Raw genomic sequence first — 12060 nt, 5'->3', positions numbered from 1 at the left:
CCGACTGGCCCAGCCATACGGCGGATACATCTCTCCTGGATCGACGCTGGACGAGTTGCGGGTATTCGTCAGCCAGTGGCATAACAGCGATCCACGGTCACGGGCGCCCTATCGGGTAATCCAATTCGCGGTCAACCCATTTAAACCCTGGTCAGACGGCAATTAACGGCTCAGTCGACCCGGTACGGCCAAACTCGGCACCACTCATATCTTTTTCATAGGTTGTACCTAGCGCGCCCTATCCGTTGCCCACGCATCATTTCAGCATGAGTGAAACACACGAAACACCAACCACACCGACCACGGTCGCCACCACACCAACGACTGAAGTAGTCAAACCGTATTGGCTGTACCGGTTCGCGGCGTGGGTCGTGATCGTCGCCGGGATCCTGTTCATCGCCATGTCCATCTTCTTCGCCGGCTTCAAGATTGCGGGCCACCACCACCACGGATGCCACCACCACTGGGCGCAGCACCACGCCATGGCCCCCGGTGGCATGCACCACGGCCACGGTATGGGGGCCGGCTTCCACGGCGGCCCAGGCGGCCCAGGCGGTCCTGGCGGGCCTGGCGGCCCAAGCGGGCCCAACGACTACGTCGTCGGGCCCTCACAGCCACCGCAGTCCGTCGCTCCGTCGCTGGCTCCGGCACACCCGTAGCCCGTTCATTGCCATGAGCCCGGCGTCCCCGCAGTGGGGCGCCGGGTTCCGAGCTTTGCCGATGACGCGGATTGCTTTGCTGAGGCGGGGCGCACAGAGACGACACGGCGTTGTCCGGTCGCGGCCGTGGCTGCCCTGAGGCATTATTAAGAAGCATGAGCGAGACACCGCAGCCGCCGATTCCGCCGTCTCCTGTCGCGCCGCCGTCCGTCTTGCCTCCACAGCCACACTCCGAGAGGGTCTATCAGGCGGCGGCCTGGGTGGCGATCATTGCGGGAGTCGTGCTCATCGCCGTGGTCATTCTCCGTTTCGCCTGGTTCTTGTGCTACTAAGCCGGTAGCCACCCCGGGGGTTCCGGGTTGCCGCGGATAACGGATCGGCAACTCCATCAGCGCGGCGTTTGATGGTCGGCGCGCGCGTCGGCATTATCGAGGGATGACCCAAGGACCCGAGCCCCAGTTCCAGCCGCCGCACCCCGGCCCGCCTCCGCCGCCGCACGCGGCGCCGCCCGTAGCGAAGCCGTCGCGGCTCTACCAGGCTGCGGCGTGGGTGGTGATCGTCGCCGGCACGGTTTTCGTCATCGCGGTTATCTTCTTCACTGGCGCCGCGGTCGCCGGGCATGATCACCCGTTCCGCCCGCACCACGGCATGTTTGGTCCAGGCGGTCCCGAAGGTCCCGAGGGGATGTTCGTCTTCCCCGGTGGACCGGTTCCGCCCGGGATGGGCCCCGGTTGGCCCGGCGGTCCGATGATGCCGGGGCCCTTCGGCCCGGGTATGGGTCCGGGCGGACCCGGTGGTCCAGGCGGCCATGGCGGGGGTCATGGCGGTCCGCCTCCCATGCCGTAACACCAGCCAAAGTATCTGCGGCGCATCCACATTCGATTTCTAGCGGCAGTGCCGGCTTCTGTTTGGGTAGCTCAGTGGCATGATCAGCATCCATGGCTCGAGCTAGGCGGATCGCCGCGGCGGCGCTGACGATTGGCACGGCAATATTTGTGGCTCCGGTCGCGGCAGCGCGACCTTCGGATCCCGGCGTGGTCAGCTACGCGGTGCTGGGGAAGGGTTCGGTGGGCAACATCGTCGGCGGGCCGATGCGCGACGAGTCGATGTTCACCCAGCCGTTCCAGCCGTACTTCGTCGACAACCCGGCGTGCAACAACTGGGCCGATATCGGGTTGCCCGAGGTGTACAACGATCCCGACCTGGCATCGTTCAACGGCGCCAGCACGCAGACCTCGCCGACCGACCAGACGCATTTCGTCAAGCAAGCGGTCGGCGTCTTCGCATCCGGCCCGGCCGCCGGCGCGGCGTTTCACCGCGTCGTAGACCGTACGGTCGGCTGCTCGGGGCAGACCACAGCGATGCATCTGGATAACGGAACCATGCAAGTGTGGTCGTTTGACGGCGGACCGCCCGGCCCGGCCGACGCCGCATGGACCAAACAGGAAGCCGGCACCGACCGCCGATGTTTCACTCAGACCCGTCTGCGGGAAAACGTGCTCCTGCAAGCGAAGGTCTGTCAGTCCGGCAATGGCGGTCCCGCGGTAAACGTGCTGGCCGGCGCCATGGAAAACGCGCTCGGCCAATAGCCGTAGCGGGTTTGCCGCGTGAGCGGCGGCGCCCGCAACCGACGGGAGCCGCCAACGGCGGGAATATGTCGGTGCCCTCTGGAAGATGGAAGCTTGTGACTATCGTTGGATAGCCGCGCGCAACCAGCGGGCTCGATCGTTCGGGACCGGTGGCCTGGGGCCGAAGGGATCGGGAATATGGCGTTTGCCGTCGCGTCGCAGCCGGATCAAGCGCACCCCGCAGAAAGCGAACTGGCCAGTGCGTCGGCCGCGGCGCAGTACATCACCGAGAGCTGTTTGTCCGACGGCCCGGTCGGACGTGTCGGTCTGGAGGTCGAGGCGCATTGCTACGACCAGGCCGATCCGTACCGGCGGCCGACCTGGGATGAGATCACCGATGTCCTGAAGTCACTTCCGGCGATGCCGGGCGGCAGCGTGGTCACGGTCGAACCCGGTGGCGCGGTGGAATTGTCCGGGCCGCCGGTCGACGGCGTGGTGCCGGCGATCGAGGCGATGACTACCGACCAGGCGGTGCTGCGAAAGGCTTTCGCCGCCGCCGGTCTGGGCCTGGTGTTGCTGGGCGCAGATCCGCTGCGGCCGTCCAAGCGCATCAATCCCGGCGCGCGCTACCGCGCGATGGAGGAGTTCTTCAGGGCCAGCTACACCGGGGTGGCTGGCGCGGCGATGATGACGTCGACGGCGTCGGTTCAGGTCAATCTCGACGCCGGGCCTGCGGCGGGATGGGCGGACCGGGTCCGGCTGACCCACGCCTTGGGGCCCACCCTGGTCGCGATCGCCGCCAATTCGCCGCTGCTGGGCGGTGCCTTTTCCGGCTGGCGGTCCTCCCGGCAGCGGGTGTGGAGTCAGCTCGACTCGGCGCGCTGCGGGCCTATCCTGACCGCTAGCGGCGAGGACCCGGGCACCGACTGGGCGCGCTATGCCCTTAAGGCGCCCGTGATGCTGGTGCACAGTCCTGAGGCGGTGCCGGTGACTCACCGCCTGCCCTTCGCGGACTGGGCCGATGGCCGCGAGTTGCTCGGCGGCCGCCGACCGACTCCCTACGACCTGGACTACCACCTCACCACGCTGTTCCCGCCGGTGCGTCCACGGCAGTGGCTGGAAATCCGCTACCTGGACAGCGTTCCCGATGCCATCTGGCCGGCGGTGGTGTTCACGCTGGTGAGTCTGCTCGACGACCCGGTTGCTGCCGATATCGCCGCTGAAGTCGTCGAACCCGTCGCTACCGCTTGGGACGTCGCCGCCCGGGTCGGGCTCGGTGACGAGCGGCTCTACACCGCGGCCAACCGGCTGGTGGCCGTCGCCGCCGAACACGTGCCGCCGGATCTCAGCGAGTCGATGCAGCGTCTGGTCGCGGCGGTCGAACGCGGCCGCTGTCCCGCCGACGACTTTTCCGACCAGGTGATCGAGAACGGCATCGAGGCCACGGTCACGCGGCTGGCGCGAGGGGAGCCGTGACTCCGAGCGAAGCACTGGCCCGCGGTTTGAGCCGAGCGCGGGAACGGACGCTGCGGCTGGTCGATTTCGACGACGCCGAACTCCGCCGCCAGTACGACCCGCTGATGAGCCCGCTGGTGTGGGACTTGGCGCACATCGGTCAGCAGGAAGAGCTGTGGCTGCTGCGCGGCGGTGACCCGGATCGGCCGGGCATGTTGCCGCGCGCCGTCGAGAACCTCTACGACGCCTTCGTGCACTCCCGGGCTGGTCGCGTCGACCTGCCGCTTTTGTCCCCGGAACAGGCGCGGGCGTACTGCCGGAGCGTGCGGTCGGCTGCGCTGGATGCCCTCGACGCGCTGCCCGACGAGCCCGGCCGGGACTTCCCGTTCGGGATGGTGATCAGCCACGAGAACCAGCACGACGAAACGATGCTGCAGGCGCTGAACCTGCGCGGCGGTCCGCCGCTGCTGCCGGACACGTCCACGCTGCCGCCGGGGCGGCCCGGACTTGCCGGGACGTCGGTGTTGGTGCCCGGTGGCCCGTTCGTCCTGGGCGTCGGCGCGACCAGCGAACCGTTCTCGCTGGACAACGAACGCCCGGCCCACGTCGTGGATGTCCCGGAGTTTCGCATCGGACGAGTTCCGGTCACCAACGGCGAATGGCGGCAGTTCGTCGACGACGGCGGTTACACGCAGCCGCGGTGGTGGTCGGCGCGGGGTTGGGAGCACCGCCAAAGCGCCGGCCTGACCGCGCCGCAGTTCTGGGAAGCCGACGGGCAGACGCGTTGCCGGTTCGGTCGCGTCGAGGACATATCCGCCGACGAACCGGTCCAGCACGTCAGCTACTTCGAGGCCGAGGCCTACGCCGCGTGGGCCGGTGCCCGGCTGCCCACCGAAATCGAATGGGAGAAGGCGTGCGCGTGGGATCCCGAGATCAATGCGCGGCGTCGCCATCCGTGGGGAGCCGACGAGCCGTCGGCCGCCCACGCCAACCTCGGCGGCGAGTCACTGCGCCCGGCGCCGGTCGGCGCCTACCCGGCCGGCGCGTCTGCCTACGGAGTCGAGCAGATGCTCGGCGACGTCTGGGAGTGGACCAGCTCAACGCTGCAACCGTGGCCGGGCTTCACGCCGATGATTTATCAGCGCTACTCTCAGCCGTTCTTCGGCGGGGACTACCGGGTGCTGCGCGGCGGCTCCTGGGCCGTGGAGTCGGCCACCCTGCGGCCCAGCTTCCGTAACTGGGATCACCCGTATCGGCGGCAGATCTTCAGCGGTGTCCGGTTGGCGTGGTCGGTCGGAGACGATCAAGCCGGGGGCCGCGCCTGATGTGCCGACATCTCGGCTGGCTGGGACGCGAAGTCTCGGTCTCCTCGTTGGTGCTCGACCCGCCGCATGGTCTTCGGGTGCAGTCCTATGCGCCGCGCCGGCAAAAGTATTGCCTGTTGAACGCCGACGGTTGGGGGGTCGGGTTCTTCGACGGCGCGACGCCGCGGCGCTGGCGCAGTGTCGCGCCGTTGTGGGGCGACGTCTCGTTCGGTTCCGTCGCGCCGGCGCTGCGCAGCGGCTGCGTGGTGGCGGCGGTGCGCTCGGCGACGGTCGGCATGCCGATCGAAGCCAGCGCGACCGCGCCGTTCACCGATGGGCATTGGCTGTTGTCACACAACGGAATTGTCGACAGAAGCGTGCTGCCCACGAGCCTATCAGCCGAATCGGTCTGTGACAGCGCAATTCTCGCGGCGCTGATCTTCGACCGGGGTCTTGACGCGTTGGGCGAGACAATCGTCGAGGTCGGAGGCGAGGACCCCAACGCACGGCTGAACATCCTGGCGGCCAACGGTTCCCGGCTCCTCGCCACGACATGGGGAGACACCCTGTCGATACTGCACCGCGACGACGGGGTGGTGTTGGCCAGCGAGCCCTATGACGACCAGCCCGGCTGGGAGGACGTAGCGGATCGCCACCTGGTCGAGGCCACCGCCGACGGCGTCACATTGACCGCACTGGAACACACGAAGGGACCTTGATGACGTTATCGCTGTGCAATCACCTGGCCGCGGACTCGGCGTACCAGGCGCTGCGTCGCGACGTGCTCGACGGTCTTGGGAGTTCTCCGAAATCGCTGCCGCCCAAGTGGTTTTACGACTCGGTAGGCAGCGACCTGTTTGACCAGATCACCCGGCTTCCGGAGTACTACCCGACACGTGCCGAAGCCGAGATCCTGCGGGCCCGGTCTACAGAAATCGCGTCGGTGACCGGTGCGGACACCCTGGTCGAACTGGGCAGCGGCACATCGGAGAAGACCCGGATTCTGCTGGCGGCGTTGAATGACGGTGGCACGCTGCGCCGGTTCGTGCCGTTCGACGTCGACGCCAACGTGCTGTCGGCCGCCGGGGCGGCCATTCAGCGTGAGTATCCCGATATCGAAATTGCCGCTGTCTGCGGCGATTTCGAAGAGCACCTGTCGGAAATCCCGGACGGTGGACGGCGTATGTTTGTGTTCTTGGGCTCGACGATCGGTAACCTCACCGCTGACCCGCGTGCGGAGTTTCTGGCGGCGCTGGCGGGGGTGATGCGACCGGGCGACAGCCTGCTGCTGGGCACCGACCTGGTCAAGGATGCCGACCGGCTCGTTGCGGCCTATGACGACGCCGCAGGCGTGACAGCACAGTTCAACCGCAATGTGCTCGCGGTCATCAACCGGGAACTCGACGCCGACTTCGACGTCGACGCCTACCGGCACGTGGCCCGCTGGAACAGCGAGGACGAGCGCATGGAGATGTGGCTTCGGGCCGACAACGCGCAGCAGGTGTGCATCGCCGCGCTGGACCTGACCGTCGAATTGGCTGCCGGTGAGGAGATTCTCACCGAAGTGTCCTGCAAGTTCCGCGCGGATGCGGTGGCCGCCGAGTTGGCTGCGGCGGGGCTGCGACGCACCCGGTGGTGGACCGATGACGCCGGCGACTTCGGGTTGTCGCTGGCGGTCAAGTGAGCGAAGGCCTCGCCGAAACCTGGCGGGCCGCTCGGCCGCCGGTCGCCGGATTACATCTGGACAGCGCGGCCTGCTCGCGGCAGAGCTTCGCCGTGCTGGACGCCGCCGCCCGCCACGCTCGGCACGAGGCCGAAGTCGGTGGATACGTTGCGGCTGAGGCGGCCAAACCGGTTCTGGACGCCGGACGTGCCGCCGTCGCCGCGCTCGCCGGGATGCCCGACGCCGAGGTGGTGTTCACCACCGGGTCGCTGCACGCGCTGGACCTGCTGCTGGCCAGTTGGCCGCGGGGTGGCCGCACGGTGGCTTGTCTGCCCGGCGAGTACGGCCCCAACCTGGCCGTCATGGCCGCACACGGCTTCGCCCGCCGCCCGCTGCCGACCGACGGCGAGGGCCGGGTCGCGGTCGACGAAGCCGCCGCCGGCCTGGCCGCCGACCCGCCCGCACTGGTGCACTTGACCGCGGTGGCCAGCCATCGCGGCGTGGTGCAACCGCTGCACCAAATGGCCAAACTATGTGGGGAATTGGGTTTGCCGCTTGTCGTCGATGCGGCGCAGGCGCTCGGGCAGGTGGATTGCGCAGCGGGCGCCGACGTGACGTATGCGTCGTCGCGCAAATGGATCGCCGGCCCGCGCGGCGTCGGCTTGTTGGCCGTGCGCCCGACCTTGATGCAGCGGCTTACGCCGCGACTGCCGCCGCCGGAGTGGGTGTCGTCGCTGTCGGTTGCTCAGCGGCTCGAACTCGGCGAGGCTAATGTTGCTGCTCGCGTAGGCTTTTCGGTTGCAATAGGCGAGCATGTGGCGTTCGGACCGGCTGCGGTGCGCGTACGACTGGCCGAGGTGGGCCGCGTCAGCCGGACCGTGCTCGCCGATGTGCGCGGGTGGCGGGTGGTCGAATCGATCGACGAGCCCAGCGCCATCACCACGCTGGCGCCCGTCGACGGCGCCGACCCGGTGAAGGTCCGCGCGTGGCTGCTCGCCGAACGCCGCATCCTGACCACGGCGGCGGCGGTGGAGCGGGCGCCGCTGGAACTGACTGGGCCGGTGCTGCGGATTTCGCCGCACCTGGACACGACCGTCGACGATCTGGCGACCTTCGCCGCAGCGCTCACCGACGCCACTGCGGCCGTCTAGCGCATTGAGCACCAGGAACGCGGCGTCGGTCGTGCTGAGTGGTGGCAACGGGGCGGCAGTCGTCGGCACGGCCTGCGGGGCTGGGCCGCTGTGTCGGTGGGTCGCCCACAGGCCGACCATCCACGCGGCCGCTATGACTGTTATGCAGGTGTGCGACATGCCGTGCTGTCGTGACGCATCGCGGTGGCCTCCAGGAACATCAAAACCGCCTTGACGCGTCGGTCGACCGTGTCATCCCCGGTGAGCCCGAGCTTGGCGAAGATGGAATTGATATGTTTTTCCACCGCCCGCTGAGTCAACACCAGCCGCTGCGCCACCGCCCGGTTACTACCCCCGGTGGCAAGTTCGGCGAGCACCTCGGACTCTCGTCGAGTCAATCTGCCGAGTGTTCGCGCGGAATCCGGCTGGGCCAGCAACGCTTCCACGACCAACCGATCGACCCGGTTGAAATCGGCGACGCGCTCTTTGAGCAGATACCCGCCGAGAGCCGGCCATTGCGGTCTGTTTCGGTCCATGACGCCTTTGCCCCTGTTTCTCCGATACCGGATGACGGAATCAGTGAAGCGTGCGGGAGGCCAAGCCGTATTGAGTAGTGCACTACGCGAATTTTCGGGTGGGCGCCGCAGCTACTCAGGGCCGCGATCGTGGTGCCAGCACCACCGGTAACTGTGGTGCTGGCACCCTTCTGGGGCTTCTCCCTGCCGCTTAGCGTCGCAGTTCACCGCAAGACCTTCGCTAAACGCCCGATGCAATCTCGAAAATCCAAAGGAGAATCCGATGTCCAATACCGTTTTGCCGAGCGGCTTTTCTTTCGACCCCGCCGCTGTGGCCGCTCACGTCATGGAGCCGTCGAATACCCGCGGAGTCAAGAGCTCGCGCGGATTGGAGGAGGGAACCACAAAGTTCGCTCCGCGCAAGATGCCCGCGAACGTCACGTTGTCGTTCAATACCGACGGTTTCGTCGCCGCGCTCAATAAGGCGTTGGCCGCCAACACGGCTGGCTACGTTATGCAGCTTCGCCAGCACGGCCAGCCCATCGCCTCGGCCCAGTCCAATTGGGCCCAGCTGCCCGACGACGGGTCCGAGGGCTGGTCGCAAGGCGTGCGGATGCACATTGCCAGCTGCAGCAAGCTCATCACCGCGATCGCGATGACGCGCACGCTGGCCGCGCACAACCTGCCCGCCTCGACGAAGATCATCGACTATCTGCCCACCTACTGGGCCAAGGGTCCGAACGTCGACAAGATCACGTTCGCCGACCTGATGACGCATCGGTCCGGGTTCCGGGTGAACGGATCCGACACCTTCTACTCGATCATGAAGGCGCAGATCGCATCCGGCGTCACGACCGCGAACCTCGGGGTGTACTCGTATCAGAACATGAATTTCAGCGTGTGCCGCATCCTGCTTCCGGTGATGAACGGCACGATCCCGGCCAACACCGTATTTGGTTCTAACGAGGACCAGCATTGGGACTACACCACGATCACGGCCTATGCCGACTACGTTGCGCAGCATCTCTTCACGCCCGCCGGCTTGTCGGGCCCGACGTTCACCCACCCCAACCCGGATGCCTTGGCCTACGCGTTTCCGACTGGCACAGGCTGGAATTCGGGTGACCTGACCGCCGACGCAGGCGGAACGAGCTGGCACATGTCGGTGGACGACTTGCTGGACGTGATGGGCTGCTTCCGCCGGCAGGGCACGATCATGTCGGCCACCGCCGCGCAGACAATGCTCGACGACGGCTTCGGGATCGACGTCATCGAATCGACTCCGCTTGGCACGCTGTACAACAAGAACGGCTTGTGGGAGTCGGGCGCCGATCAGGTCGAGCAGAGCCTGGCGTATTTCCTGCCGCGCGACATGGAATTGGTGGTCCTGGCCAATTCCCCGATCGGCAACCCCGCCCAGTTCTTCCGCGACGTCGTCACCAACATCTACCTGGACAACATCGGCCCGGAGATACCGGTCGGCGGCTGGATTGCGCGTCACGGACTGAACGCGACGCAATATCAGGAGGCGTTCAACGACTACGTTGGCAACCACGGTATGCAGCTGGTCGACGTCAGCGGCTACGGCAACTCCATCCCGGAGTATGCGGCGCTGTGGGTGAAGACCGGCACTACCGAGCGCTGGGAGGCGCGCCACGGGCTGACCGCAGACCAGTACCAGACGACGTTCAACCAGCTGACCGGGCAGGGCTACAACCCGGTGCTGGTCGATGGCTACCCGACCGCGTCCGGCGTGCGGTTCGCCTGCATCTTCTCGCAGGAAGCGACCGGGCCCTGGGCGGCCAAGCACAACCTGACCGCTGCCGAATATCAGACGGCGTTCAACGATTTCAACACCCAGGGCCTGACCCTGGACTGGGTCAGCGGCTACTTCGACGGCAGCCAGGATCGCTACGCCGCCATCTGGCGGAAGATCCCCAATGTGCCTGCCTGGCAAGCGCGCCACGGTCTCACCGCGGACCAGTACCAAACCTTCTTCAACGACATGAATGGCCAGGGATACAAGCCGGTCACCGTGTGCGGCTACAGCGACGGTTCGCAGGCCCGCTACGCCGCGATCTTCCGCAAGATCGCCAGTGCACCGGCTTGGCAAGCCCGGCACGGACTTACGGCCGCGCAATACCAGCAGACCTTCAATCAGCTGGTCGGCCAGGGCTATCGGTTGGAATTGGTCAGCGGCTACACGGTCGGCGGCCAGGACCTCTTCGCCGCGATCTGGACGAAGTGATGGGAGAAACGACGATGCCTGAGGTGAAGTGGTTCGACAAGCCGCAAGACCACGACTTTCCAGCCGCGGGTGACTACTTGGCCTTGATTGCAGACCCGCAAGTGGTTATGGCGCTGACCGACAAGCTACGTGCCGGCAGCATCGTGCACAAGTAGGCCAAAGACATTCTGCGCGCATCGCGGCTGCCGCTGCTGCCCGTTGACAACCCGCATGTTGCTTCGGATCTGGCGAAAATCAAGAAAGCCAAACAGCTTTCACCGATTCTGCTGGTACGCGGCGACTTTCGGGCCGACATCGCGCTGCAAATAGCCGACGGGTACCACCGGGTGTGCGCGAGCTACCACACCGACGAGAACACCGACATCCCAGTCGTGCTCGCGGTGCCCGACTGATCACGAACACTCATTCCAAAAAGCAAACATCACAACGAGAATCAAGGAGACGACATCATGACACAGACGTTGGCCTCGATCACGCCGGTGACCAACACATCGCCGGACGAGACGTTGCAGACCTTCACGCTCGACGACCTCGCCCAGTACACCAAGGAAGGCGCGTTCGGGCCCACCGCAAGCGCGGACTTCCGCGTGTTCTACGTTGGGCGCGACGATGTGCACGGGGTGCTGATGCACTTGTTCAGCCGGGCCAGGCTGAGCGTGAAGATGAACATGTTCGGCTACGACGACGACGAACTCAATCAGGTCCTGTTTGATCTGGCCGAGGACCCGACCGTGATGGTGCAGGTCACCCTCGACAAATCTCAGGCCGGTGGCGTGCACGAGAAAAAGATCCTGGCCTCCGACACCGCCGCCGATCCGGCCGTCTACGCCACCGACTTCGCGGTCGGACAGTCTGACACCCACCAGATCAGCCACACCAAGGGCGGCGTCCTCGATGGCATCGTCGCGTTCGAGGGTTCGACCAACTGGTCGGCCTCCGGCGAGGGCACCGGCATCACGTTGAATCAAACCCGGCAAAATCTGGGATTCAAAGCGCAGAACAACACCCTGGCCGTCTACATCAACGCCTACGAGATCGCAAAGTTCGCAGCACGGCTTGACTACGAACACGCCGTCGCCGCCGCCCAGCCACAACCGGTCGCGCTGGCCAAGTGAGAGCCGCTTACCCCAACTTCGTAAGGCGTTGGGGTAGGCGATATCTCAGCCATTGCCAACCGGGTAGAGTGCGACTCGTTTCCGGCCCTCAGCAACTCCACCTCATCGGGAACGCCGGTGTGGGCGGTGATCGGGGCCGGAGAATCTGCGCTGACCAGATCCTGGTCAGATCACCGAGATCTCGACCATGCCGGTCGGGTCATCAGTGTGGTGCGCGTACTGCCGGAGGCGGTGTTTCGCCCATGCGGCGCGCCACACCATGCTGGGGCGTAGCAGCCGCGTCGCCGGGTCCACCAGTGATGTGACGCGGACGAACTGATCCAGTGCGGCGGAGTCGAATTCGGCGGCGGTCAGCACTCGATCCACATACCGGTCGAACAGTCGCATTGCCAGTGGTTCCTTA

Annotated in this window: 12 protein-coding genes and 2 pseudogenes; 12 read left to right on the top strand and 2 right to left on the bottom strand. The window is 66.3% G+C overall.

Going from position 1 to position 12060, the window contains the following annotated elements; genetic code table 11:
* The first annotated feature begins 266 nt into the window (after positions 1–266).
* From VKI00_RS25285 to egtE, 9 genes are all read left to right on the top strand, one after another.
* Positions 267–659: a hypothetical protein gene (locus tag VKI00_RS25285; RefSeq protein ID WP_324443235.1), complete on the top strand. Its 393-nt coding sequence runs from the start codon at positions 267–269 to the stop codon at positions 657–659.
* Between the two features lie 155 nt (positions 660–814).
* Positions 815–991 carry a hypothetical protein gene (locus tag VKI00_RS25280; RefSeq protein ID WP_324443234.1) on the top strand — a complete coding sequence of 59 codons (177 nt, stop codon included), beginning with the start codon at positions 815–817 and terminating at the stop codon, positions 989–991.
* Positions 992–1094: 103 nt separating this feature from the next.
* The gene (locus tag VKI00_RS25275; RefSeq protein ID WP_324443233.1) at positions 1095–1505 is read left to right on the top strand and encodes a hypothetical protein; all 411 of its coding nucleotides are present in this window, start codon (positions 1095–1097) and stop codon (positions 1503–1505) included.
* Positions 1506–1597: 92 nt separating this feature from the next.
* Positions 1598–2248, top strand: a complete 651-nt coding sequence (locus VKI00_RS25270; protein ID WP_324443232.1) for a sensor domain-containing protein — start codon at positions 1598–1600, stop codon at positions 2246–2248.
* A 177-nt stretch (positions 2249–2425) separates the two neighbouring features.
* Positions 2426–3703 (top strand): ergothioneine biosynthesis glutamate--cysteine ligase EgtA, encoded by a 1278-nt coding sequence (egtA, locus tag VKI00_RS25265; protein WP_324443231.1) that lies wholly within the window; start codon positions 2426–2428, stop codon positions 3701–3703.
* Positions 3700–5007, top strand: a complete 1308-nt coding sequence (gene egtB, locus VKI00_RS25260; protein ID WP_324443230.1) for an ergothioneine biosynthesis protein EgtB — start codon at positions 3700–3702, stop codon at positions 5005–5007. Before egtA ends, egtB begins: the two co-directional genes overlap by 4 nt.
* Positions 5007–5705: an ergothioneine biosynthesis protein EgtC gene (gene egtC / locus VKI00_RS25255; RefSeq protein ID WP_324443229.1), complete on the top strand. Its 699-nt coding sequence runs from the start codon at positions 5007–5009 to the stop codon at positions 5703–5705. Before egtB ends, egtC begins: the two co-directional genes overlap by 1 nt.
* Entirely contained in the window at positions 5705–6670 is a 966-nt protein-coding gene (gene egtD / locus VKI00_RS25250; protein WP_324443228.1) for an L-histidine N(alpha)-methyltransferase, read from the top strand. The genes egtC and egtD overlap by 1 nt, the downstream gene beginning before the upstream one ends.
* Entirely contained in the window at positions 6667–7800 is a 1134-nt protein-coding gene (gene egtE, locus VKI00_RS25245) for an ergothioneine biosynthesis PLP-dependent enzyme EgtE (protein WP_324443227.1), read from the top strand. Before egtD ends, egtE begins: the two co-directional genes overlap by 4 nt.
* 140 nt (positions 7801–7940) lie before the next feature.
* Here egtE and VKI00_RS25240 read toward each other — a convergent pair whose 3' ends face one another.
* Positions 7941–8315, bottom strand: coding sequence for a response regulator transcription factor (locus VKI00_RS25240; RefSeq protein WP_324443226.1), 375 nt, complete (start codon positions 8313–8315; stop codon positions 7941–7943).
* A 262-nt stretch (positions 8316–8577) separates the two neighbouring features.
* Between VKI00_RS25240 and VKI00_RS25235 the strand changes: the two genes are divergently transcribed.
* The 3 genes and pseudogenes from VKI00_RS25235 to VKI00_RS25225 all read left to right on the top strand — a co-directional run bounded on the left by VKI00_RS25235 (position 8578) and on the right by VKI00_RS25225 (position 11657).
* Positions 8578–10542 carry a serine hydrolase gene (locus VKI00_RS25235; RefSeq protein WP_324443225.1) on the top strand — a complete coding sequence of 655 codons (1965 nt, stop codon included), beginning with the start codon at positions 8578–8580 and terminating at the stop codon, positions 10540–10542.
* Positions 10543–10556: 14 nt separating this feature from the next.
* Positions 10557–10934 (top strand): annotated as a pseudogene (locus VKI00_RS25230) (hypothetical protein).
* Positions 10935–10991: 57 nt separating this feature from the next.
* On the top strand, positions 10992–11657 hold the full coding sequence (locus VKI00_RS25225) for a hypothetical protein (RefSeq protein WP_324443224.1): 666 nt from the start codon (positions 10992–10994) through the stop codon (positions 11655–11657).
* A 165-nt stretch (positions 11658–11822) separates the two neighbouring features.
* On the opposite strand, the pseudogene VKI00_RS25220 reads toward VKI00_RS25225, so the two are convergent.
* Positions 11823–12060, bottom strand: a pseudogene (locus tag VKI00_RS25220) (hypothetical protein); the annotation flags it as partial.

Source organism: Mycobacterium sp., assembly GCF_035314665.1.
GTDB lineage: Bacteria > Actinomycetota > Actinomycetes > Mycobacteriales > Mycobacteriaceae > Mycobacterium.
This window is presented reverse-complemented; position numbering and strand designations above follow the sequence as displayed.

Coding starts and splice junctions, on each gene's coding strand:
- VKI00_RS25285 (WP_324443235.1), top strand. CDS start 267: ATGAGTGAAACACACGAAACACCAACCACACCGACCACGGTCGCCACC.
- VKI00_RS25280 (WP_324443234.1), top strand. CDS start 815: ATGAGCGAGACACCGCAGCCGCCGATTCCGCCGTCTCCTGTCGCGCCG.
- VKI00_RS25275 (WP_324443233.1), top strand. CDS start 1,095: ATGACCCAAGGACCCGAGCCCCAGTTCCAGCCGCCGCACCCCGGCCCG.
- VKI00_RS25270 (WP_324443232.1), top strand. CDS start 1,598: ATGGCTCGAGCTAGGCGGATCGCCGCGGCGGCGCTGACGATTGGCACG.
- egtA (WP_324443231.1), top strand. CDS start 2,426: ATGGCGTTTGCCGTCGCGTCGCAGCCGGATCAAGCGCACCCCGCAGAA.
- egtC (WP_324443229.1), top strand. CDS start 5,007: ATGTGCCGACATCTCGGCTGGCTGGGACGCGAAGTCTCGGTCTCCTCG.
- egtD (WP_324443228.1), top strand. CDS start 5,705: ATGACGTTATCGCTGTGCAATCACCTGGCCGCGGACTCGGCGTACCAG.
- VKI00_RS25240 (WP_324443226.1), bottom strand. CDS start 8,315: ATGGACCGAAACAGACCGCAATGGCCGGCTCTCGGCGGGTATCTGCTC.
- VKI00_RS25235 (WP_324443225.1), top strand. CDS start 8,578: ATGTCCAATACCGTTTTGCCGAGCGGCTTTTCTTTCGACCCCGCCGCT.
- VKI00_RS25225 (WP_324443224.1), top strand. CDS start 10,992: ATGACACAGACGTTGGCCTCGATCACGCCGGTGACCAACACATCGCCG.